This is a genomic window from Tenacibaculum litopenaei, from assembly GCF_964514025.1.
Taxonomy (GTDB): Bacteria; Bacteroidota; Bacteroidia; order Flavobacteriales; family Flavobacteriaceae; genus Polaribacter; species Polaribacter litopenaei.
Map to the genome: position 1 here is coordinate 398,139 of NZ_CAZEQT010000003.1, position 22,268 is coordinate 420,406.

Here is a 22,268-nt window from a genome sequence, read left to right on the forward strand (position 1 = left end):
GATGATAAAAGGAATGTATGTAAAAGAAAAAGTCACCTTCGTAGGAAAAGGTGACTTAAGTGTTGTATGTATATCGTTGACGAGTACTAATTTTTTCTCCAGAAGAAAGGAGTGAGTAATATCAGTACTGTAAATAATTCCAGTCGTCCTATAAGCATGAGAAAAGAACAAAACCATTTTGCACTATTTGACAAATGGGCAAAATTATCTACCGGACTCACACTACCGATAGCAGGACCTATGTTTCCTAATGAGGAAGCACAAGCACCCAGAGCCGATTGAATATCTAAGCCCATAAAAGCTAAGGTTACTGTTCCTAAAATGAAGATCAACATATACAAAATAAAAAATGACAATATGTTGAAAACAATCGTTTGAGAAACGGCCTTACCGTCATAACGCACAGGTATGATTGCATTGGGATGCAACGACTTTTTGAATTCTAAAAAGCTGTTTTTTAGCATGATTATATGACGTACAATTTTCACTCCTCCCGAAGTAGACCCTGCCGATCCACCTAAAAAGAACAATGCGAAGAAAACACCAGTGATAAAAAAGTTCCACATGGTAAAGTCTGCGGTGACAAATCCGGTGGTGGTCATAACCGAAATTACAGAAAATAGACTGTGACGAAACGCACTTTCCGTCGCTCCTAAAACTTTAGGATGGGCAATAGACGTTTGTAAGTGAGGGTCTTGGAAAAAGAGAATTCCCAAGGCGACAATCACACTGATTCCGATCACACTAAACAAATAGTATTTAAACTCTTCATTCTGAAAAACGCGCTGAATCTTACCTTTTAAAGCAAAGTAGGTCAATACAAAATTGGTCCCTGCAATAAACATAAAGGCAATAATGATATATTGGATCGCCGGCATGTGATTCCAGTGGGCTACACTCGCATTTTTAGTAGAGAATCCTCCTGTACTCACTGTAGCCATGGCATGGTTAATAGCGTCAAACCAAGTCATCCCTGCAATTTTCAACAAAAAGAACTCTACAAAGGTCAAGAGCACGTATATTAACCACAAACGCTTGGCGGTATCCGTGATCCTCGGGTGTAATTTATCTGCCGATGGTCCTGGAGCTTCTGCCATAAATAACTGCATTCCTCCAATACCCAGTAAAGGGAGTATGGCGATGGTCAGGACTATAATTCCCATTCCACCAATCCAGTGCGTGGCACTACGCCAGAATAAAATTCCTTTCGGCATCGATTCAATATCGGCCAAAATTGAAGAACCTGTGGTCGAATATCCACTGATGGTTTCGAAAAAGGCATCGGCAACACTCGGTATAGAACCCGTGAGTAAATAGGGGAGCATACCTGTGATTGTAAGCATTAACCACCCGAAAGTTACAATGACATAACCTTCTTTCTTTTGAATGTTTTTTGAGATTGGCTTGTTAAAAAAATACAGCAACAAACCAATTGAAATGGTAATAATTCCCGCATTTAAAATACCGAATACTGCGCTGTCATCAAAATACCAACTAAATGGGACGGCAGTCCACATAAACAAACCGTTTAGGACGGCAGTGACCCCTAAAAATCGGTAGATGAGCTTAAAATTTAAGTTTTCCATTAGTTAAACAAATCTTCTACAGTTGAAATTGCTTCGGGTAAGCAAAATACGATGGCTTTGTCTCCGCTTTGTAGTTGGAAATCACCGAAAGACATTAAGGCTTTCTCATCTCTGATAACCCCACCAATAACGGCTTCGCGAGGGAAACGCAATTCTTTAATTACTTTTTTGGTTACTTTAGCACCAGGCTGTACCTCAAATTCGAATACCTCAGCATCAATGTTGTGCAAATTGGCAAGTGCTAAAATTTCCCCCTTACGTATATGTCGGAAAATGTTACTGGCGGCTATTAGTTTCTTATTGACCAATGTATCAATACCTATGGTTTGAGAAATATTGATATAGTCCATATTCTCTACCAAAGCAATGGTTTTCTTTACTCCTTTTGATTTGGCTACAAGACAAGACATGATGTTTGTTTCTGAATCTCCGGTTACGGCAACAAAAGCATCCATTTCGCGGATGTTTTCTTCTTCGAGGAGTTCCAATTCACGACCGTCACCAAATATAACTAAGGTGTCTCTCAAGTCTTCAGCCAATTGAAGTGCTTTGGTTTTGTTTCGCTCAATTAATTTTACTTTGAAATCGTCTCTACAGAGGTTGCGTGCGGTTTTCTTCCCAATACTACTTCCTCCTAAGATCATGACATTTTTAATGTCTATATGTTCTTTACCGATAATGGGGTAGAGTTTGTTAATACTGTATTTGGGAACTGAAAAGTATACCTGGTCATTGAGCTTGTACACCGTATCTCCTCGAGGAATAATGGTTTGACTAACGCCCTCACGCTTGATGGCAATGGTAATAAAGTCGACCAAACAAAACTTGTCTTTGGCTTCCTTAACGGTTAAATCCAGAATTGGAGATTTGTAGCCTAAAGTGGTTCCCATGATATTGAAAACACCATTTTCAAAAGCAACAGTGTCGTTGAACGAAGATTGATACAACAGTTGTTTTATTTCTTCCGCAGCGAGTTCTTCGGGCGAAATCATAAAATCAACACCGTAATCTTTAAAATTGATCACATCGTTCTTTAAAAATTCAGGATTGTTAATACGCGCAATCGTCTTCTTGACTCCTAAGGCCTTCCCAACTACCGATATGGTAAAATTGGTGTTCTGGCTTTCCGTTACTGCCAGCAATAAGTCGGCACTTTCTATCCCAATTTCTTTGAGTAGTTGGATAGAGGTTGCATCTCCTTTTTTGGTTATTACATCTAAATGGTTATTGATGTAATTTAATTTTTCCCCGTTAAAATCGATAACGTAGGTGTCTTGCGATTCGTATGATAGCAATTTAGCCAAATGGAAGCCAACGTCTCCGGCTCCGGCTATGATAATCTTCATAAGTAAAAATAAAAAAGATAGGGTACAAAGATACTGTGCTCGTTTGGGTTGTGCAAAAATTGAAGTATATTTATGAGACTTATAAGTATTTGGCTATGGAAAAATTATCGATTAAAGATTGGTATGAAGACGATCGTCCTCGTGAGAAATTGTTGTTGAAAGGAAAAGAACACTTGTCTAACGCTGAATTGTTAGCCATAGTACTGCGGATTGGAGGAAAGAATGAAAGTGCCTTGGAATTGGCCAAGCGATTGCTGGCTACCGTAGATAACGATCTACAAAAGTTGGCACAGCGCACAGTTGTGGAACTCATGCAGCTCAAAGGAATTGGAGAAGCCAAAGCCATTAGCTTAATTAGTGCTTTGGAATTGGGTAAACGACGAATTCACGAAGAAGTAGGCTTGCCGATGTACATCAAAAGCGCCAGTGACGTGATGCGTGTAATGGCCCCTAAGATAAGTGATTTGAACGTTGAAGAATTTTGGGTGCTCTACGTAAATAATTCAAATAAAATCCTGATGGAATACCTCGTAAGTAGAGGTGGATTAACAGCTACCTTGGTGGATATCCGTTTAATTATCAAGCATGCAGTGGCTTTGAATGCTATCGGAATTGTGTTGTGTCATAACCATCCCTCCGGAAGAGTCTCTCCCAGTACAGCAGACAAACAATTCACCACCAAAGTTAAAGAGGCTTGCAAATTGTTAGATTTAAGATTACTGGACCACGTTATAGTTGCGGAAAAACTGTATTTTAGCTTTGCCGATGAAGGTTTGTTATAGCCTTGTTATTTTAATTGAAATGGAATGCTGCTAGTTTATTCGCACACGATTACTCCGAGAGTTCGTTATATTTTTAAACACTTACTGACACGTATACTTCAAATTCCGATTGACTTTACCAGTAGAGTAGAGGACTTTGTGGCACACAATGGTCCGAAGTTTTCCTATACGAAAGTTGCGCTGGGAAAAGAATTTTTCGTGAAAAGTCATGATTTATTGTTTCAACAAGGTGTACGCGATGTAGAGATTCATGTACAACGTTGGGATCGAGTGCCCTGTTTCTTTTTACAAGGGGCGAAATCGGACATTCCTTTTGATATTTTTGCAGCGAGCTTTTATTTGATTTCTCGGTACGAAGAATATTTACCTCATATCAAAGACCACTATGGCCGTTTTGAGGCAGCAGAGAGCATTGCGTTTAAAGAGGGGTTTTTAGAAAAACCAGTGGTAGATATTTGGGCTTTCAAGTTCTTAGCGGAGTTGCAAAAACGATTTCCAGACTACCAGTATACAAAACGTCAATATCAGTTTATTTCTACGATTGATGTAGACAATGCCTTTGCGTATAAGCACAAAAGTTTTATCCGTACTCTTGGTGGATTTCTAAAGGATACATACGAATTGAAAATATTTAATTTGTGGGATCGCTTTGCAGTTCGATTTAATATAAAAAAGGATCCTTTTGATACCTTTGATCGCATAATTCGCCTAAAAGCTGAGCACGACGTTCGAACGGTTTTTTTCTTTTTGATTGGCGATTATACTACGTACGACACCAATGTATCGGCTTCGAAAACAAAGTTTAAGTTATTGATTAAAGATATGGTTGATTATGCTAGGGTTGGATTACACCCTTCTTTTTATACCATGCACGATCTCGATTTACTTAAGATGGAAAAGGAACGTTTAGAGCAAATTACAAATTTGCCAATTAAACGATCAAGACAGCATTACCTGCGTTTTTCACTACCCGATACCTATCAAAAACTCATTGATTTGGAAATTACTGAAGACTATTCAATGGGGTATGCCAGTCATGCTGGATTTCGAGCGAGTACTTGTACACCTTTCTATTTTTACGATTTGGATTTTGAAATACAAACGCCATTGAAAGTATTTCCTTTTGCCGTGATGGATACTACTTTGAATGATTATATGAAGCTTACACCTAAGCAGGCCCTCGGTAAAATACGAGATTTAAAAAACGAAGTAAAGCAAGTACAAGGTGTTTTTATAACCTTATTTCACAATGAGAGTTTGAGTGGTTACCTGCGCTGGCGAGGTTGGTCAAGGTTATACGGTTCTATGTTAAAAATAGCGAAAAGAGGATGATTCGAAAAGTACAAAGAGCAGCGTTGGATGAGGCAAAATACAATGCCTGTGTAGAAGAGGCCATGCAATCATCAATTTTTGGCTTTTCTTGGTATTTAGACCAGGTAGTGGAGCAGTGGGAAGTATTGGTACTTGATGATTATGAGGCAGTGATGCCCATTCCGAAACGCCGTAAGTGGTTTATTTCTTACGTGTATCCGCCCTTGTGGTTAATTCAATTAGGAATCTTTAGTAAAGTTGCTGTTGATGAGAACGAGTTTTTGATTGCTTTGTTCGACGATTATCGCTTTGTGGAGCTCCGATTAAATGCAGGGAATCATCCCAGTTTTTTTAAAGAGTACCAAAAAGACAAGACGTTGCAAATATTGTCGTTGTCTCCTTCTTATGAAGCGTTGTTGGCCAAATACAATAGAAATCGAAAGCGAGAACTACAAAAAGCAGTAAAACACGATCTGACCGAAAAGTGGTCCGATTCTCCACATGCCTTAATACAACTTTTTGAAAAAAACGTCGGTAAAAGAGTTCGCCACATAAAAGCGGAAGATTATCAGCGATTATTGAGGTTGATGCAGCATTGTTTGGCAGAGAAGAAAGGTGAATTGTTAACCGTGTACGACAAGGATAATGAGTTGGTTGCAGGAGCGTTTTTCCTTAAACACAAAAAGCGCGTTACTGAACTCGTCTGTTCTTCTGATTTTTCAAATAGAAAAAACGGAGCGAACACCTTTATGAATGATCGCGCTATTTTTAAGTATCAAAAGCATTTTGATGTTTTTGACTTTGGAGGTTCTTCAATGCCAGGTATTGCTAAGTACTACAAGAGCTTTGGTGCTAAAGATGAGCATTATTATCAATTGCACTACAACGAACTTCCTAAGCTTTTGAAGTTAGTGAAGTCCTAATTTGCTTGTTGTAATTATAGTAAAAAAGCCAAGCACTGGCAATTCCAGTAAACCACATAATGCTCGCGGTGGTAATAGCGGCACCTAGTATATGATAGCGAGGAATTAAATAGTAGTTAGAAAGAAGATTGAGACTAATAGCGATAAGCGTAAGGTAGTAATTGGTTCGTGCCAGTCCAATCGATGACAGCAAATTACCAAAAAGACCTCTCAAAAGCAATATTCCGCAAATTCCAAACATTAGAATTGTAAAGCTCGTTGCGTATTGATGGAATTGAGGATCGAACAACCTCAAAAGGGGAATTCTGAATAGATAGGTTCCAAAGAAAAGCACTGTACTTATGATAGTAAAGAGTTTTAGGTAAGAGTAAATGTAGTTTTTAGTTGCTTTATGATTGTAAATGTTCTCGGTAATACTCACAAAATCGGTGGTCATGAATACCCTAGGTAAAAACAATAAACTAAAGGGGATTAACGAGAGGTATCTGTACAGTGTTACCATTTCTGGATCGTGTAGTAATTCTCCTAAGAGTAACATGTCTATAGAAAAGAGAAGCATGGTGGCAACGTTGGAGAGTGCTGCGTATATTCCGAACGACCAAAAGCCTTTGGTAGGTACGTATTGAGGAGTTTTGAATACATTGTTAAAGTCACGCGTATAGAAGCCTAGGGTAAGGCTGGGGGCTATAACAAATGCTAATAGGTATCCTTGAATCGACCAAAATACACTGAACACAGCAATGCACAGCAGTAGTAACAATTGATACGTTCCTTCAATAAAGGCAACGCGTTTATTGTCGTGCGCTAGTCGTGCTTTAATTTTAAGTATTTCTATAAGGAATAGCAAAGGCAAACTCAATAAAAAAAAGAGCAAGTGCTTTGCAACAGAATCCAATGAAAACGGGATAAAAAAAGCGATTAAGCCCACGAAAAAAGCCAAAATAACAGATGCTTGTACTCCCTTTTTAACGACGTAGTGCAGCAGTGCTGAACGTTGCGAAGCATCGCTTTCTAAGGCGCCATAGCGTATGTATCCTTGGTGTAGCCCGAGACCAATTAAGGGCGTAATAAAACTGAAAATGGTCCAGGAAAACAAGACGGTTCCCAAAGCTTTGTTGGGTAAGAGTTGTAGCGCCAACCAAGAGCCCACAAACGAAAAAATCCTAGCGAGTACAGTAATCCCAAAGATATAGGCTCCTGCTCTTTGAAGAAAGTTAGTCAGATAGGTTCGCAGCATGAGACAAAGATGAATAATAGAGTTCGGTAAACTGATTCGCAATACTTTGATAACTAAAAAGGCGTTGGGCATAAGCGTGCATGGCACGCTGCTGTTGCGAACTGACAGGTTTGAAATGACGTAAGAAATCTAACAGCGCAGTTTCGTCATTTACTGGAATCAACTGACCGAAGTTTTCCGGGAAAAATTCAGAGATACCGCCCACATCAGTGCTGATTACTGGAGTACCACAAGAAAAACTTTCCAAGATAACACAAGGAAGGTTTTCGTAGTTGCTAAACAAAACGAATACATCTGACGATTGTAGAAATTCTATAACGCGCTCGTGTGTTACGTGATCGTGAAACTCTATATAAGGAGTCAACTGTAAGGAGGCGGCTAAGGATTGGTAACGAGTGGAATTTTCTCCTACCAAAAGGAGTTTGAAATCAGTCCTGTAAGAGCTGAGTTTATCAAGTGTTCGCAGTATTCCTGATACGTTTTTGTGTGCATCTAGCATGCTTGAAATATGCACGAGTGTCAATTTGGAATTCTCTGATTGCTTTGGAATAAAACGATCGGTATCAACCACATTGGGGACCGGACAATAACGTCCTTGTAAGCCCAATGCGCGCATACTATTTTCCAAATCCTTGGAAACTGGACAAAGGTAGCTGGCCTTTTTTGCGATGTGTTTTGAGAGTAGTAGTTCTGGTAACTTCAAAGCTTTTGAAAGGGGGGCATGGTAGCCTGTCCAATGCTCTGAGATGATAAATGGAATTTTATATTTAAACTTAAGATACAGGGCTAATAGGCCAAAAGGGTATAGTTTATTGACGTGAACTAGGTCAAAACTTCCTATTGTAGTCAATAATTGTTTAAATGCTTTAAAAAATAACCGTCCTTTTTGAATGCGAGAAGGTGTTTTTTTTAGATATGCGATATAGCTGGTTACATTATTGCTAACATTTCGTTCAATGCTAATGTCTTTCTTCGCATCGGGGTCGGTAATAATGTGGAGCACACTAACGCGATGGCGCAAACTAACAGCCTGTGCGTGACGTTCTATAAAATCACCGTTGTTGGGTAGGACCTTTGACGGATACCAACCACATAAAAATAAGATATGTAATCGTTCAGGATGCACGCAGTTATTTTTAAAGGAGCTAAGATAGTAGAATATATTAAGAATAGTAGCGATTTTCAATTTGGAACAAGTCCTACTATAAGGCTATGAGGTGATCGTGAATAATTAAAAACGATATCCAATAGCCAAGCCCCCTCGTTGTATTAAATCTGGGGAGTTGGTGTTGTAGACCAGCGGTCTGCCAACACCTAATGAGATGGTCACTGTGTATTTGTTAAAGGGATTCCACTTGTAGCCCAACCCCAAACCTAAACCGACATCAAAATAGTCAGAGGTATTTTCTCTGATTTTAGATGTATCATAAAATGTTCCCGAAACGGCTTTAATAAAGAGCTCTGTATAGAACCCGTAGCCTTTGAAGCGCGGTGGATTCAATAGGTATAGCCTCAAGAAAGGCGTCCAAGCAAATACTTGATGATAGTCGACCGTTGTATAAAAATTTACCAATACAGAACAGCCGTAACCAATGTTCTTAGGACTTATTCGCTCGTAAGAGAGTTCAATGGCGCTGTACAGAGCCAAGTCAAAGGCGTCGATGTTAAATTCGTTGTATTTTGTGGATTGCGAAGAAAATTCATCTGTGAGTTTTTGTGGGGTAGTACCCTTTAAAGCCTCTTGAGCCAGTAAGCTGCTCACCTGAAAATAAAGTAAAATATGTAAGAGTCTGAATACCGAGTTCATGATAAAAATAGTGTAATAATTTGATTGAAAATGTTTAGAAGCGTGGAGGAGTTGTTTCCTAGAAATTGCCTGTAAGTAAAAAGAAGGGAAGAGAAGTAATGCAGGTGAGTCTCCTCCCTTCCGATAGTGTTCGTTAAAAGCGATAACCCATTGAAATTCCTCCTCGATACAGTTGTTGAGGTGAGTTTTCACTAAAACCGAGGCTTCTACCGCCTCCTAAGGAGAGTTCTACAGTAAACCCGTTGTCATGTACCCATTTATGCCCGACAACAATACCTAGCCCTGCTTCAAAGTAGTGCTGTTTAAAATCGGTAGTGTCGAAGAGAAAATTGAATTCACGTTGCGTTCCTGCAGCAAACTTTCCGAACAATTCAGCAAAGAATCCTTTAGCACCATAACTTTCATCTGAAAAAAAGTACATCCTAAAAAAAGGAGTAAAGGCAAAGTCTTCGTTGTAAGCTATGGTATTGTCAAAATTCACGAGTACTGAAAATCCATAACTAAATTCATTCCTGGTGATTCGTTCGTACGACAAATCCAAGGCACTGAGAAAAGACAAATCGAAAGCGTCTATTTTAAGTTCGTTTTTTCGCTGCTTAATAGGTTTGCGTTGTTGTTTTTCGGGCGCTTCACTTTTGGTGAGTTTTGCTTCTTGTGATTGAACAGTGATTACCGAGATTAGTAATAGGACTGACAGTGCAATTTTGAATAGTGTTTTCATGAGTATTGTTTTGAGGCAATGTTACTCGTGAAAATTGAGTTCCTTGTCTGAAATATGTCGGTTTAGAGATTTCCGGATAGGTTTGCTGGATTTGGGACTTCCGTATTTTTGACGTGTTCCCTGTATTCTGTGGGGGTTTGCCCGGAATGTTTTTTAAATGCAGTATAGAAGGTAGATTTGGAATTAAAGCCGGATTCTAAGGCAATAGAGGTAATGGTATAAGCACTGTAAGTTGGATCTAAAAGTAATTTTTGAGCGTAGGCAACTCGGTAACTATTGATTAGGTAATTGAAATTTGACGGACTGTGCTCATTAATCAACTTAGACAAAGAACTCGTACTCATCACTAAATCATTTGCGAGGTTTTCGAGGGTCAACTGGGTATCTAAATACCTTTTGTTATCCAGTATGAAGTGTTCTACCTGTTGAAATTTATCCGATTTTTGATCTTTTGAACTCCCTAAAGTGACGGTAGAATTCCTCAAATGCTTGCGTTCTTCGGTCTGACGGATAACGAAGAGCGCTTGGTAACCGAGCCAATAGATGAGTAAAGTAGTCATCAATCGTAAAGGAAAGTGAAACTCGAGTACTTGCTTAAAATTGAATACGTATTCAAAAGAGAGGGCAACAGCCCATAAAATATAGGAAACTCCAGCGATTAGAATAAAGGTTTTTAGCCAGTTGAGGTTGTCGTAGGAGAGGACCTGTTTTTTGAGAATTTCTTTGGTATATATGAGTTTGCTAGCATAGCCAAAAATACTAATGGATACTAAAAAACTAACCGTTTCTTCGATGGTTGTGTATCGTTCGTAGTGAAAAGCGTAGTTTGCAATTCCCAGTTCGCGAATTTGGAATAAGTAAATCCCCTGAAATATTACTGATATGATAAAAGCGACAAGAGAAGTTTTAAGGATGAGTAACCTGTTATTGAGTTCTAAGTAAATACAAAGAAAACTGATAAATAAAGGAGCAATCAAAAAATGCCATGGAAATTGAAAGTACTCTAAATAGCTAATTTGTAGGCTGTCTTGTTTGGCAAGTAACCACGATTGTAAGTTGTTAAGAGACAAACAGACAATCATTAAGTTTAAAAAAAGTAAACTTTTACTCGTAGTTTTTTTCTTCTGATAAAACAAAAAACTACTGAATATGAAGCCATGAATGGCACTAACAATCAAAAATAAGTTAAAAAGGGTATCCACAATTGTTAATCATTTTCAGCACACAAGATACTATTCGTATGTAAAATGTGAAAATATTAGTTAAAATAGTTTTTTTACGCTAAAAACCCTTTAAATTTGGAACATGATGATTAAACACCTTTTTTTTGATTTAGATCATACGCTATGGGATTTTGAAAAGAACTCTGAACTGACGTTTAAACAAATATTTAAAGAACGTGACTTTCCATTGGACTTCAACTTGTTTATGGACACTTATCGTCCTATTAATTTGGAGTATTGGAGGCTGTTTAGAGATGATAAGATTTCTAAAGAGGCGTTGAGATACAGGCGCTTGAAGGATAGTTTTGACCGTTTGAACTATGAGGTTTCAGATGAGGATATCCAACAAATTGCTATTGATTATATAGATTATTTACCAAACTATAATCACCTTTTTGATGCTGCTATTGAAGTATTAGAATACTTGAAAAAGTCCTATGAATTGCACATCATTACCAACGGATTTGATGAAGTTCAGAAGCGGAAATTGGAGTCTTCTGGAATTGCTGAGTTTTTCACCGTAGTGGTGACTTCTGAGAGTGTGGGGGTGAAAAAACCCAATCCGAAGGTTTTCGAATTTGCCTTGGAACAAGCAAATTGTGAGCCGTCAGAAGCGATTATGATTGGAGATAGTTATGAAGCCGATGTGTTAGGAGCCCTGAATGTGGGCATCAAAGCCATTCATTTTTCAGATGAAGAACCGGCAGATACCTCGGTGATTGCGGTGAACTCCTTACCGCAATTAAAGCAATATCTTTAAAGTTAAATCGTTCTCTATATAACCCTATTACAGAATTATGACAAAACCATTTTTACGAGTTCTAGTGCTGATTATTATGGCTATAAGTACAGTTTCTTGTGTACAAGAACTCGATTTTGATCAGGCGGATAGCATCGTGTTGAAGCCAACTTTTACAGCCTCTTTGGCGTTTACCAAGTTAGACCAAACTTCCTTTGTCAATGCGGCAGGAGTAGAGGTGAGAACTATTACAGATAAAACCAGATTCGAATTGTTCGAAAATTCTGCTGCCGATGAAATGGAAAAAATCGATATCGATTTTGAAATTACCAATCCATTTAATCGACGTTTTACCTTGGATTTTCGATTTTTAGATGATGCTGATAATGAAACGTACCGATTAAATCAGTTAGCAATAGCCGAAAATGTAAAGGATTTTAAGCATAGAGAAGAAATTTTACTCACTCCAGGTGCTAGTATTTTCGGGTCTCGAAAAATTGAGGTGACACTTACTTTAATCCCGAGTACAGACGGATCAATCATAAATATTAACGAACGTAAAATATTTACGTTTAAATCAGCAGGAACTTTTTATTTCAACATTGACTAATGAAAAATAAATTAATAGCTCTTTTTTTTGGTGCTATGGGGCTTGTTAGTGCCTATGGACAAAATAAACAAGTACTCTACGGATTTGATGAGTTACCACAAACATTATTGTTGAATCCAGGAGCAAACGTAAGTTACAAGTATCACGTGGGAATACCGTTACTATCGGGGATTTCGTTGCAAACAGGGATGACGGGGATTACGCTTTCTGATTTGTTTTTGAAAGACGGAGTAGATTTTAATGTCAAGTACCGCAATGCTTTGAATAACATTACTACGAACGATTATATTCAAATGAATGTTCAAACAGAAATCCTCTCAGGAGGATATCGTTTGGATGATAGGCATTATTTAACAGCCGGTTTTTATACTGAGTTGGATGTTTTTGCGAACATTCCTAAGGATATACTTACATTGATAAATGAAGGGAATGCTTCGAATTTAAATAAGAGTTTTTTACTTTCTCAAGCCAATGTGAAAGCAGAAGCCTTAAGTGTTTTGCATTTCGGAATTAGCAGAAAAATTAACCGCAAACTTACTGCAGGAGCTCGATTAAAGATTTATTCGGGAATTATGAATGCTATGAGTACGAACAATTCAGGATCTTTTTCAACGCGTCGAGGACAAAATAATATTTACACCCACTATCTCAACAACGTGGATATCCGAGCGTATAGTTCTGGATTGTATAACGAGAATGATGAAGGAGTTGGTGCTAGTGCCGTTTTAGGAAGGTTGTTTTTCGGAGGGAATTTAGGACTGGGACTTGATTTAGGGATCACCTATAAATTGGATGCCCAAACCGAATTTTCTGCAAGCATACTCGATTTAGGGTTTGTTAATTACAGCAAAGATGTTAGGAATGGTCAAATAAAAGGAAGTTATTCCTTTTCAGGAGTTGAGTTTCAATACGATTCTTCGTCAACAGATTACTGGGAGAACCTAAACAACGATTTTAAAGCGAAGGTTCCAAGTGAAGAAAATAGAGAGTCGTATACGGTAGCTCGTCCTGTAAAGTTTAACGGATCAGTTAAGCACAGTTGGGGGAGGACGCGACGTGAGGAAACTTGTTATGATATGAGCTATGAAGACTATTTTGACAATGCGATAGGAGGACAGGTATTTGTCGTAACACGACCTACTGGGCCTAAATTTGCCTTGACTGGATTTTACGAGAAGCGCTTGTTGAAAGGACTCGCGGGGAAAGTAACCTACACCGTAGATGATTTTTCGTATTCTAATGTAGGACTAGGAGTTTCTGCAAAAATAGGAAAAGTGAACATGTATACGGCCATTGATAATATTTTCCAATTACCTAATTTGGCATCGGCAAACAACGTGGCTTTTCAGTTAGGATTTAACTTACTATTTAATTAATTAATGAGAATAAAATTTATACCTGTACTTATGGGACTTCTGTGTTCCCTAAGTACGTTGGCTCAAGAAGAAGTGACGAGTTATAAGTATGTTATAGTACCCAAGCAACTCGATTTTGTTAAAAAACCAGATCAGTATCAAACGAGCTCCCTCACAAAATTTTTCTTTGAAAAATTGGGGTATACCGTTTTTTTTGATACCGATAAATTGCCAGAAGAAATTTCTAATAACCGATGTAAATCGCTCGTAGCGAATATCAAGGATAATTCTGGTTTGTTTAAAACCAGAAGTGTTGTCGAGCTTCGTGATTGTCAAAATAGAGTACTTTACAAGTCCGCAGAAGGAATGAGTAGGCACAAGGATTATAAAATGGCCTATAATGAAGCGATACGCAAAGCGTTTCGCAGTATGAAGGAAGTGAAATACAATCCGAATTCAACAGTAGCACTTGCTAAGCCTGCTGAATCCGTAACCGTAGCTGTTGCCAAAGAGGTGATGCCGGAGACTAAGGAGAAGGAGCAACTAAATAAAGCGAAACCCGCAAATAGTTATGAGCTAAATCAAACCGATTTTGGCTATGTGGTAAAGGATCCACAAGGAAACGTAGTATACCGCTTACTAAAAACGAGTCGTGCAGATTTGTTTTTGTTGAACTCAAAAAAGGGAATGGTGTATAAAGAAGGAGTTTTATGGTTTGTCGAGTACTACGACAGTACTGGTAAGCTAAAGAAAAGTCATCTTCCGATAAAACTATAAAAAAAAGCAGTGAGCGTCCGTTCACTGCTTTTTTTCTTAATAATTGTATTTCGTTTTCCAGCGATCTTTCAGTTGGTTTCTAAACTGTTGCTCTCTGCTGTTCTGTCCAGGTTCGTAGAGTTTGGTGTTGCTCAGTTCATCAGGCATAAATTCTTGAACTACAAAATTGTTAGGGTAATTGTGAGAGTATTTGTATTCCTTACCGTAATTTAAGTCTTTCATAAGCTTGGTAGGAGCATTGCGGAGGTGTAGTGGAACCGGAAGGTCTCCGGTGGCTTTAACTAAGCGCTGTGCCTCTCCTATAGCCATGTACGAAGCATTGCTTTTAGGTGAATTGGCTAGGTATATTGCACATTGACTCAAAATGATACGAGATTCAGGATAACCGATGACAGCAACCGATTGAAAAGTGTTATTTGCGAGTATCAAAGCCGTCGGATTGGCATTCCCGATATCTTCTGAAGCTAAAATAAGCATGCGACGAGCGATAAATTTTACATCTTCACCCCCTTCGATCATACGGGCTAACCAATACACGGCTGCGTTGGGGTCACTACCTCGTATTGATTTGATAAACGCGGAAACGATATCGTAGTGTTGTTCTCCTGTTTTATCGTATTTAACCGTGTTTTTTTGAATTTTTTTAAGCACCAACTCATTGGTGATGACAGTTTCGTCTTCCGGGGCAACGAGTAAGTCAAATATGTTCAAAAGTTTTCGGGCATCCCCTCCAGATACTTGGAGTAGGGCGTCTGTTTCTTGTAAGGTAATTTTTTTGGCAGCCAGTATTTCATCTTTTTCCATAGCTCTATGGATGAGTGCAATCATGTCATCTTTGTCAAAAGAGTTGAGTATGTACACCTGACAGCGTGAAAGTAGGGCTGGAATCACTTCAAAACTCGGGTTTTCTGTCGTAGCACCTACCAAGGTTACCCATCCTTTTTCAACAGCCCCTAAAAGAGAATCCTGTTGTGATTTGCTAAACCTGTGAATTTCATCGATAAAGAGAATCGGGTTTTTGGCTGTAAACAAGCCATTGTGTTTTTTTGCCTTGTCAATAACTTCCCTTACGTCTTTAACCCCTGAAGAAATCGCACTGAGCGTATAGAACGGACGCGCTGATTCTTTAGCTATAATATTGGCCAAGGTCGTTTTTCCAATGCCAGGAGGTCCCCATAAAATGAGGGATGGTATAATTCCGTGTTTGATGTGATTGGTAAGGATACCATCTTTCCCAACAAGGTGTTGTTGGCTAATATAATCGTCTAAAGATTGAGGTCGAATTCTTTCGGCTAATGGTTGTGACATGATGTGTAACGTTGGTAGTTCAAAATTACTAAAATCTCGTCGTACCTGAAATGTTCGACTGCAGATTCTGCCATTTTTGCGCTTCTTGTGTTTTGGACTTGTTTTTGTATATTACTAATTATGGAAAAGCATAAGACAGAAACTATTGCAAAACGAGTATATACTATCCCGTTAATACTAGTACTGATTATCTGGTTTATTTACTGGGTTGAAATTCGTTTTGGACTAAATTTTAATAAGTACGGAGTACTTCCAAGGACATTTAAAGGTTTAAGAGGCGTTGTGTTTAGTCCTTTTATTCACAGTGGTCCTAGTCACTTATTTAACAATTCTGTGCCCTTATTTGTACTCTCGTCCATAGTCTTGTTGTTTTATAGATCTCTGGCGATGAAAGTATTTCTTTTAGGAGGGTTGTTTACAGGATTGCTCACTTGGATCATTGCAAGTGAAGCCTATCACATAGGGGCCAGTGCTTTGGTATACTTACTATTTAGCTTTAGTTTTTTTAGCGGTTTGATACGCCAACACTTCCGATTGATGGCGGTTTCATTTGTGATAATATTCCTGTACGGAAGTATGGTGTGGTATGTATTTCCCATCAAAGAGGGCATGTCGTGGGAAGGACATTTATCCGGCTTTATCGTGGGTGCTGTGTTCGCTATGCTGTATCGTAAAAAGGGAATGGTACGTGAAAAATTTGAATTTTCAAGAAATGAATTTGACGACATGTTTGATGAAGAAGGCAATTTTGTACCTCCACCGATACCGACTAACGAGGAACCAGAAGCTAACTTAGAAGCTGAAGAATCACCTACAGAAGAAAAGAAGGTATCAAATACAACGAACGACATTGCGTATCGTTATGTCTATAAAGAAAATAAAAAGCCAAAGGATTTGTAATTCTTTGGCTTTTTTCAAGGTTATAATCGTTGTCTTACTGCTTCGTATAAAAAGGCTCCACAAGCTACGGACACATTTAAAGAAGAAATATCTCCCTGTAGCGGTAATTTGGCCTTATGGTCAACCATTTTTAATACTGAATTACTGACTCCTTTGTGTTCAGATCCCATAATAATAGCTGAACCTTTGGTGAAATCGACATCGTAAACAGAGGCTTCTGTCTTTTCTGTTGCTGCTACCAGTTGTATTCCGGCTGCTTGAAACTGGAACATGGCGTCTTTAATGTGATCTACCTTACAAATGGGTACTCGAAAAGCCGCTCCGGCTGATGTCTTAATAGTCTCTGCATTTACGGGAGCGCTACCGCTTTTTTGGATCACGATACCACTAACTCCGGTACATTCAGCAGTACGAATGATGGCTCCAAAATTTCGCACATCAGAAACTTGATCCAGTAACAAGAAAATAGGTGTATCCGTTTTCTCGAGCGTAGTTTCAAGTAGACTGTCTAATTCGTGAAATGCTACTGGAGAAATTTTGGCAACTGCGCCTTGATGGTTGTTGTGTTTCGAAAGTCGATCTAACTTTTCAGTGGGCACCATACTCACGGAAATTTTGTGTTTTTTCAAAAGTTTTTCTAATTGAAAAAACAATTCCCCTCTCAATCCTTTTTGAAGGTATACTTTACTGATGGCCGAACCACTTTCAATAGCCTCAATGATGGCTCTAATCCCAAATATTACTGTATTTTCTTGCATGGGACAAAGGTAGCACTTTTCTCATAAAAAAAGCCACTCCAAATAGGAGTGGCTCTAATTTATACACTAAGTAATTCTTAGTTGATGAATGGGTTGTTTTGGATTTCCGATAAAGGAATTACCCAAGTTAATCTATCATCGTTATAAGGAATCGGAGTACCAACATGAGTTAAGTGGTTCGACCCTCTAGTAACCGTAGCTTTGAAACGCTTCATTGCTAAGTAACTCTTACCTTCACCAAATAACTCGATTCTAGTTTGTAAGTAGATCTCGTCTAATAAAGCTTGTCCTGATAATGCATCGATATAAGTAGCACTTGGTACACGTTGGCTAACAACTGCCTTTAAGCTAGTTTTAGCAGTAGCTTCATCTCCAGTTTTTGCAGAGAATTCAGCATTTAACAAGTACATTTCAGCAACTCTCATGAATACGTAATCAGTTACAACGTTACGTTGTCCTCCAATAGTTCTTGCTGGTGCATAGAACTTTCTCCAAGGAATTAAGTGATATCCAGAAGCTGAGTTGTTGAAGAACTGTGCTTTTCTTGCATCATTCGCAGGAATTGCGTTGAACAAGTTAGCATCGATAGCTTTTCTATCTCCAGCCCATTGGTAACTATAAGTAAATACGTCCATTTGACCCCACCAAGAGATTAAGTCAAATCCCATATCAGTAGTTAAGTCAAATCCCCACATCCAACCTGGAGTGTTGATATCGTTAAATCCACCTACTACTTCAGCTCCACTCATTAAAGTGTAAGAACCTCCTGCGATGATTTCGCTAGTTAAGGTTTTAGCTTTAGCATTTGAATCAGCAGTATTCATAGATCCGTATACATAAGCTAATAAAGCTTTAGCAACATCTTGGTTGATTTGGTTTTTAGATGCTCTGTTGAATCCATTTAAGTATCCGATAGCCTCTGTTAAATCCTTGATCATTAAGTTATACACTTCTTGAGTAGTACTTTGAGGTACAGCCGACTGAGTAGCTTCTGTTAATAAAGGTAATACTTTAGAAGTAGGAGTGTACTCATTGATATAGAACTGCGTTAAGTAAAAATATGCATAGGCTCTAATCGCTTTCGCTTGTCCCATACCGTATTTACCTTCTGCAGATGCAGGAACTGCATCGTTACCACCTAAACTAGAGATAAATGCGTTACATCCTCTAATTAAACGGTAGTAGTATCTCCAAGGAATATAGTTTTCGTTTCTTGTATTATCAACGGTTGTTTGATAATCTGTAAAACGTCTGTACCATCCGTAAGTACTTACTGATAATGCCATATCACTAGATAAGAAATCACTAAAGATATCGTATCCTTTTTGACCAAAATCATCGTGACCAGTAGTTCCACCTGTACCAGTGTTAATCATGGTAGAGTATAAACCTGTAAGTGTCGCGTCTAATAATTTTGGGTTTTTAATAGCAGATTGTCCGTACTGCTCAAAGTCAATTGTTTGAGTAGCGTGTGTATCTAAAAAGTCTGACGAACAACCATAACCTAGAGCTAATAATCCTCCTAGGGCTATTGCTTTTAACTTGATGTTTAATTTCATTTCTTTAATTTTTTAATTAAAATTTAACTCTTACCCCCATAGATATGGTTGTTAAAGGTGTGTATCTATAAGTGTTAGAAGATCCTGTTTCTGATGTAGCAGGGTTGAATCCGTCTCTTGCACTTAATAAGAATAAGTTGTCACCTGATAACCATAAGTTTACATTAGATACTCCAGAGTTCTCTAAGAATCTAGAAGGTATGCTATAACCAATTCTCAAGTTATTCAAAGCTAAAAAGTCAGTAGATGTTAAGAATCTTGTAGAAGCACTGTTTACGTTAGTTTGTTGGTTACTAAACAATCTTGGTACGTCTGTTACATCTCCTGGGTTGCGCCATCTATTTCTGATGTCAGTACTGTAGTTATTACCACCAACTTGGGTGTTTGACATTAATCCGGCATATACACCGTCATATGCATATCCACCTAAGCTATAAGCGAATTGTGTACTGATATCAAAATTATGGATTTTTGCAGAAATTCTGAAGGCACCTCTTACGGTTGGAATTGCAGATTTACCTACGTATCTCTGTGTTGCATTTTGGTAAGTTTTGGTAGTAGTTTGGCTAATAGCATTGTTAGGATTAGCGTTTGTGTACTCTGTTAAGTTACCAATTGCTTCTCCAGCATCCATAGTACCATTACCGTTAGCATCGTGGTAGTTTACATACCACATACCTAATCCGTCTGCAGGGTCAACTCCAGCCCACTCTCTCATGTAGTAGTCGAAAATTGAGTATCCAACAGATCTACCAAAATTTCCAGCTTGATCTAATACCTTTTGTTGTCCAGTTGCAGGATCGATAGGCATTGCAATCATTTCGTTATCTAACATTTCACCGTTTACAGTGAAATCTAACTTATAGTTTTCTTTGTTAACAATGTGAGTTGTTAAATCAAATTCAAAACCTTTGTTTCTTAATAAACCGTCATTTACAGTGATTAAAGCATCACCTGATGATGGTGGTAATCTTCTTTGGAAGATTTGATCGTCAGTGTTCTTGATATAGTAATCTAAACTACCTTCAAAAATGTTGTTGAACATAGAGAATTCAAGACCTGCTTGGAACATTTTCGAAGTTTCCCAAGTTAAATCAACATTTTGAATAGGTCTTAATGATAAAGAAGGCTCATCATTTAATACCCCAATAGTATATCCACCACGTCCAGAGTAGAAGTTTACTCCTTCTTTATCTCCGATTAAACCGTAACTTACTTTTGCTTTTAAGTTGTTAAGGAATCCAACATTACGCATGAAGTTTTCTTTAGTAACAATCCAAGCTAAACCAACAGATCCGAAAGTACCCCATTTGTTCTTAGCAAATCTAGATGATCCATCACGTCTAAGTGACCCAGAGAAATAGTACTTTTCTAAGTAGTTGTAGTTCACTTGAGCAAAGTAAGATTCTAAGTTTTCCTCTTCTGTGTATCCAGCAGGTAAACCTCCTGATTTAACATAGTTTCCTGGATCGTCTAATCCACCTTGTAAGTTAACTACTTTGTTAACGCTTAATGTACTTCTTTGTCTTCTGTATTTGTTAGCTTCCGTTGCTAATAATACTTTTAAGTTGTGATCTCCAAAAGACTTAGTATACGTTAACATATTTAAAATGTTTTGTGTAACTAAGTTTCTGTTTTGCTTAAATAAGCTTCCTCCTTGTGCTTGTGCCGATCCGTAGAAAGGGTTGTTAATGTTATCATTAACTAAGCTGTATAATTGAGCTCCATATCTCGTTTGGAAGTTCAAGTTATCAGTAAAGTCTAATTTGAATGAGAAGTTACCGTTAAAAGAGTGTCTTCTTGATCTACTTAAATCGTAATGAGCATCAGCGATAGAGTTTGTTAAAGCTCCAAATCCACGACCTACACCATAATCGTATACATTACCTCCGAAGATAGCATCAGGAATAAGGTTTCCGTTAGCATCTCTTTCGAATAATGGATAGATTGATGGAATGTTATCAACGAACCAGAAGATACTTCCTGAATCCGAAGTTTGTCCGTTGTTGATCGTTTGACCGTAAGAGTATCCTAAGTTAGCCGTTGCAGTTAACCAATCTTTAGGCTTGTGCTCTAAGTTTAAACGCGTAGCATAACGCTTATAGTTCGAGTTGATGATGTATCCTTTATCATCTAAGTAACCGAATGAAGAGAAGTAACGAGTTTTATCGTTTCCACCCATCATCTTTAAGTTAGCCTCCGTTCTGATCGAAGTTTGGAATCCGAAGTCTTCCCAGTTTTCTGGATCGTACTTTCTAGTAACTCCTGAGTTTACTCTTCCCGTTGCTGGGTTGATTAAAGTAGCAGCAGTGGCATTCCACAAGTTGTATTTTGCGTTGATACCTGCTCCTGAGAATAAGTTTGCGTTTGCAGCAGCGATAGCAGCAGCATTGTTAGCTCCACCAGCAGCAGCGTTGTTGTATAATGCTTCCCATGATAACTCGATGTACTCTTCTGGTGAGCTAATCTTGTTATAACGAGGTAAAGCACTAAAGTTAACCCCTGTTTTGATATCTACTTCGATAGAAGAAGTACCACTCTTACCTGCTTTAGTTGTAATTAATACAACCCCGTTCGCACCACGTGATCCATAAATTGCAGTTGCAGTTGCATCTTTAAGGATAGTAGTCGATTCGATGTCAGATGGGTTAATAGAGTTAATACTACCCGCAAAAGGTACACCGTCAATTACGTATAAAGGATCTCTGTTTCCGTTTACAGATCCAAAACCACGAATACGAATAGTCGCAGCAGTACCTGGCTGACCAGAAACATTGATTACGTTAACCCCGGCAACCTCACCAGCTAAAGCCTGAGAAATGTTGGCTACTGACTTCGCTTCTAATTGCTCAGCTTTTACCACTTTCGCAGTACCCGTATAGGCTTGCTTGGTAGACGTTCCATATCCAACAACAATTACCTCTTCAAGTAAGTTGTCGTTTTCTAGAAGAACATTGATTTGATTTGAAGCACCAACTGTTCTCTCAACAGATTTCATACCCACAAAACTAAATACAAGAACATCTCCTGTACTCGCTTTTACTGAGTAGTTTCCGTCAAAGTCGGTCTCAGTACCTTGGGTGGTACCTTTTTTCAAAACTGTAACCCCAGGTAATGGACCTGATTCATCAGAAACAGTACCTGAAATCGTTCTGTCTTGTGCAAACGAGACGTGCACAACCAACGCTAACAAAAGCGTTAAAATTCCATTAAACTTTGTTCTCATTATATAATTATTTGAATTAATTAGTTGCTAAAATCTTAAATAAATCTTAAAGAAACAATTTTTTAACAAAAAAAATCTCTTTAAAGTCCTTTATTGATAA

The 22,268-nt window shown here is 38.3% G+C and carries 19 protein-coding genes; 8 read left to right on the forward strand and 11 right to left on the reverse strand.

Annotated features, from left to right (window positions below; all coding sequences use genetic code 11):
* Positions 1-86 precede the first annotated feature (86 nt).
* Together ACKTS5_RS06270 and trkA are read right to left on the reverse strand one after the other, a co-directional pair.
* Positions 87-1,586, reverse strand: a complete 1,500-nt coding sequence (locus ACKTS5_RS06270) for a TrkH family potassium uptake protein (RefSeq protein ID WP_408042995.1) — start codon at positions 1,584-1,586, stop codon at positions 87-89.
* Positions 1,586-2,932 (reverse strand): Trk system potassium transporter TrkA, encoded by a 1,347-nt coding sequence (gene trkA / locus ACKTS5_RS06275; protein ID WP_408042996.1) that lies wholly within the window; start codon positions 2,930-2,932, stop codon positions 1,586-1,588. Before trkA ends, ACKTS5_RS06270 begins: the two co-directional genes overlap by 1 nt.
* A gap of 95 nt (positions 2,933-3,027) precedes the next feature.
* On the opposite strand from trkA, the gene radC reads away from it, so the two are divergent.
* Genes radC through ACKTS5_RS06290 form a run of 3 tightly spaced genes read left to right on the forward strand, consistent with a single transcriptional unit; the run spans position 3,028 to position 5,948 of the window.
* Positions 3,028-3,714 carry a RadC family protein gene (radC, locus tag ACKTS5_RS06280; RefSeq protein ID WP_408042997.1) on the forward strand — a complete coding sequence of 229 codons (687 nt, stop codon included), beginning with the start codon at positions 3,028-3,030 and terminating at the stop codon, positions 3,712-3,714.
* Positions 3,715-3,738: 24 nt separating this feature from the next.
* Positions 3,739-5,046, forward strand: a complete 1,308-nt coding sequence (locus tag ACKTS5_RS06285) for a polysaccharide deacetylase family protein (RefSeq protein WP_408042998.1) — start codon at positions 3,739-3,741, stop codon at positions 5,044-5,046.
* Positions 5,043-5,948 (forward strand): GNAT family N-acetyltransferase, encoded by a 906-nt coding sequence (locus tag ACKTS5_RS06290; protein WP_408042999.1) that lies wholly within the window; start codon positions 5,043-5,045, stop codon positions 5,946-5,948. Before ACKTS5_RS06285 ends, ACKTS5_RS06290 begins: the two co-directional genes overlap by 4 nt.
* On the opposite strand, the gene ACKTS5_RS06295 is transcribed toward ACKTS5_RS06290, so the two are convergent.
* The 5 genes from ACKTS5_RS06295 to ACKTS5_RS06315 form a co-directional block, all read right to left on the reverse strand.
* Positions 5,920-7,185 carry an MATE family efflux transporter gene (locus ACKTS5_RS06295; protein WP_408043000.1) on the reverse strand — a complete coding sequence of 422 codons (1,266 nt, stop codon included), beginning with the start codon at positions 7,183-7,185 and terminating at the stop codon, positions 5,920-5,922. The two genes, ACKTS5_RS06290 and ACKTS5_RS06295, sit on opposite strands and share 29 nt — an antisense overlap.
* Complete coding sequence (locus ACKTS5_RS06300; RefSeq protein WP_408043001.1) at positions 7,163-8,311, reverse strand: glycosyltransferase; 1,149 nt, start codon at positions 8,309-8,311, stop codon at positions 7,163-7,165. Before ACKTS5_RS06300 ends, ACKTS5_RS06295 begins: the two co-directional genes overlap by 23 nt.
* A 105-nt stretch (positions 8,312-8,416) precedes the next feature.
* A complete protein-coding gene (locus tag ACKTS5_RS06305; RefSeq protein ID WP_408043002.1) occupies positions 8,417-9,184 on the reverse strand; it encodes a hypothetical protein in 768 nt (255 codons plus the stop codon).
* On the reverse strand, positions 9,126-9,713 hold the full coding sequence (locus ACKTS5_RS06310; RefSeq protein WP_408043003.1) for a hypothetical protein: 588 nt from the start codon (positions 9,711-9,713) through the stop codon (positions 9,126-9,128). Before ACKTS5_RS06310 ends, ACKTS5_RS06305 begins: the two co-directional genes overlap by 59 nt.
* A gap of 62 nt (positions 9,714-9,775) precedes the next feature.
* A complete protein-coding gene (locus ACKTS5_RS06315; protein ID WP_408043004.1) occupies positions 9,776-10,795 on the reverse strand; it encodes a helix-turn-helix domain-containing protein in 1,020 nt (339 codons plus the stop codon).
* 223 nt (positions 10,796-11,018) lie between these two features.
* Between ACKTS5_RS06315 and ACKTS5_RS06320 the strand changes: the two genes are divergently transcribed.
* The 4 genes from ACKTS5_RS06320 to ACKTS5_RS06335 are packed head-to-tail and all read left to right on the forward strand — an operon-like array spanning position 11,019 to position 14,417.
* Positions 11,019-11,696, forward strand: coding sequence for a YjjG family noncanonical pyrimidine nucleotidase (locus tag ACKTS5_RS06320; RefSeq protein ID WP_408043005.1), 678 nt, complete (start codon positions 11,019-11,021; stop codon positions 11,694-11,696).
* 37 nt (positions 11,697-11,733) lie between these two features.
* Entirely contained in the window at positions 11,734-12,285 is a 552-nt protein-coding gene (locus ACKTS5_RS06325; RefSeq protein WP_408043006.1) for a hypothetical protein, read from the forward strand.
* Positions 12,285-13,661: a DUF5723 family protein gene (locus ACKTS5_RS06330; protein WP_408043007.1), complete on the forward strand. Its 1,377-nt coding sequence runs from the start codon at positions 12,285-12,287 to the stop codon at positions 13,659-13,661. The genes ACKTS5_RS06325 and ACKTS5_RS06330 overlap by 1 nt, the downstream gene beginning before the upstream one ends.
* Positions 13,662-13,664: 3 nt before the next feature.
* The gene (locus tag ACKTS5_RS06335) at positions 13,665-14,417 is read left to right on the forward strand and encodes a hypothetical protein (protein ID WP_408043008.1); all 753 of its coding nucleotides are present in this window, start codon (positions 13,665-13,667) and stop codon (positions 14,415-14,417) included.
* Between the two features lie 36 nt (positions 14,418-14,453).
* Here the strand turns inward: ACKTS5_RS06335 and ACKTS5_RS06340 are convergent, their stop codons facing one another.
* Positions 14,454-15,725 carry a replication-associated recombination protein A gene (locus tag ACKTS5_RS06340; RefSeq protein WP_408043009.1) on the reverse strand — a complete coding sequence of 424 codons (1,272 nt, stop codon included), beginning with the start codon at positions 15,723-15,725 and terminating at the stop codon, positions 14,454-14,456.
* Positions 15,726-15,845: 120 nt separating this feature from the next.
* Between ACKTS5_RS06340 and ACKTS5_RS06345 the strand changes: the two genes are divergently transcribed.
* Entirely contained in the window at positions 15,846-16,625 is a 780-nt protein-coding gene (locus ACKTS5_RS06345; protein ID WP_408043010.1) for a rhomboid family intramembrane serine protease, read from the forward strand.
* 20 nt (positions 16,626-16,645) lie between these two features.
* On the opposite strand, the gene rlmB is transcribed toward ACKTS5_RS06345, so the two are convergent.
* From rlmB to ACKTS5_RS06360, 3 genes are all read right to left on the reverse strand, one after another.
* Complete coding sequence (rlmB, locus tag ACKTS5_RS06350; protein WP_408043011.1) at positions 16,646-17,383, reverse strand: 23S rRNA (guanosine(2251)-2'-O)-methyltransferase RlmB; 738 nt, start codon at positions 17,381-17,383, stop codon at positions 16,646-16,648.
* Positions 17,384-17,460: 77 nt separating this feature from the next.
* A complete protein-coding gene (locus ACKTS5_RS06355) occupies positions 17,461-18,942 on the reverse strand; it encodes a RagB/SusD family nutrient uptake outer membrane protein (RefSeq protein WP_408043012.1) in 1,482 nt (493 codons plus the stop codon).
* A gap of 16 nt (positions 18,943-18,958) precedes the next feature.
* Positions 18,959-22,168, reverse strand: coding sequence for a SusC/RagA family TonB-linked outer membrane protein (locus ACKTS5_RS06360; RefSeq protein ID WP_408043013.1), 3,210 nt, complete (start codon positions 22,166-22,168; stop codon positions 18,959-18,961).
* Between the last annotated feature and the right edge of the window lie 100 nt (positions 22,169-22,268).

Excerpts from the sequence above, each read along its gene's own strand:
- ACKTS5_RS06290 (WP_408042999.1), top strand. The coding sequence starts at position 5,043 with ATGATTCGAAAAGTACAAAGAGCAGCGTTGGATGAGGCAAAATACAAT.
- ACKTS5_RS06320 (WP_408043005.1), top strand. The coding sequence starts at position 11,019 with ATGATGATTAAACACCTTTTTTTTGATTTAGATCATACGCTATGGGAT.
- radC (WP_408042997.1), top strand. The coding sequence starts at position 3,028 with ATGGAAAAATTATCGATTAAAGATTGGTATGAAGACGATCGTCCTCGT.
- rlmB (WP_408043011.1), bottom strand. The coding sequence starts at position 17,383 with ATGCAAGAAAATACAGTAATATTTGGGATTAGAGCCATCATTGAGGCT.
- ACKTS5_RS06355 (WP_408043012.1), bottom strand. The coding sequence starts at position 18,942 with ATGAAATTAAACATCAAGTTAAAAGCAATAGCCCTAGGAGGATTATTA.
- ACKTS5_RS06360 (WP_408043013.1), bottom strand. The coding sequence starts at position 22,168 with ATGAGAACAAAGTTTAATGGAATTTTAACGCTTTTGTTAGCGTTGGTT.
- ACKTS5_RS06325 (WP_408043006.1), top strand. The coding sequence starts at position 11,734 with ATGACAAAACCATTTTTACGAGTTCTAGTGCTGATTATTATGGCTATA.
- ACKTS5_RS06315 (WP_408043004.1), bottom strand. The coding sequence starts at position 10,795 with ATGATTGTCTGTTTGTCTCTTAACAACTTACAATCGTGGTTACTTGCC.
- ACKTS5_RS06285 (WP_408042998.1), top strand. The coding sequence starts at position 3,739 with ATGCTGCTAGTTTATTCGCACACGATTACTCCGAGAGTTCGTTATATT.
- trkA (WP_408042996.1), bottom strand. The coding sequence starts at position 2,932 with ATGAAGATTATCATAGCCGGAGCCGGAGACGTTGGCTTCCATTTGGCT.
- ACKTS5_RS06270 (WP_408042995.1), bottom strand. The coding sequence starts at position 1,586 with ATGGAAAACTTAAATTTTAAGCTCATCTACCGATTTTTAGGGGTCACT.
- ACKTS5_RS06295 (WP_408043000.1), bottom strand. The coding sequence starts at position 7,185 with ATGCTGCGAACCTATCTGACTAACTTTCTTCAAAGAGCAGGAGCCTAT.
- ACKTS5_RS06335 (WP_408043008.1), top strand. The coding sequence starts at position 13,665 with ATGAGAATAAAATTTATACCTGTACTTATGGGACTTCTGTGTTCCCTA.
- ACKTS5_RS06330 (WP_408043007.1), top strand. The coding sequence starts at position 12,285 with ATGAAAAATAAATTAATAGCTCTTTTTTTTGGTGCTATGGGGCTTGTT.
- ACKTS5_RS06345 (WP_408043010.1), top strand. The coding sequence starts at position 15,846 with ATGGAAAAGCATAAGACAGAAACTATTGCAAAACGAGTATATACTATC.
- ACKTS5_RS06340 (WP_408043009.1), bottom strand. The coding sequence starts at position 15,725 with ATGTCACAACCATTAGCCGAAAGAATTCGACCTCAATCTTTAGACGAT.
- ACKTS5_RS06310 (WP_408043003.1), bottom strand. The coding sequence starts at position 9,713 with ATGAAAACACTATTCAAAATTGCACTGTCAGTCCTATTACTAATCTCG.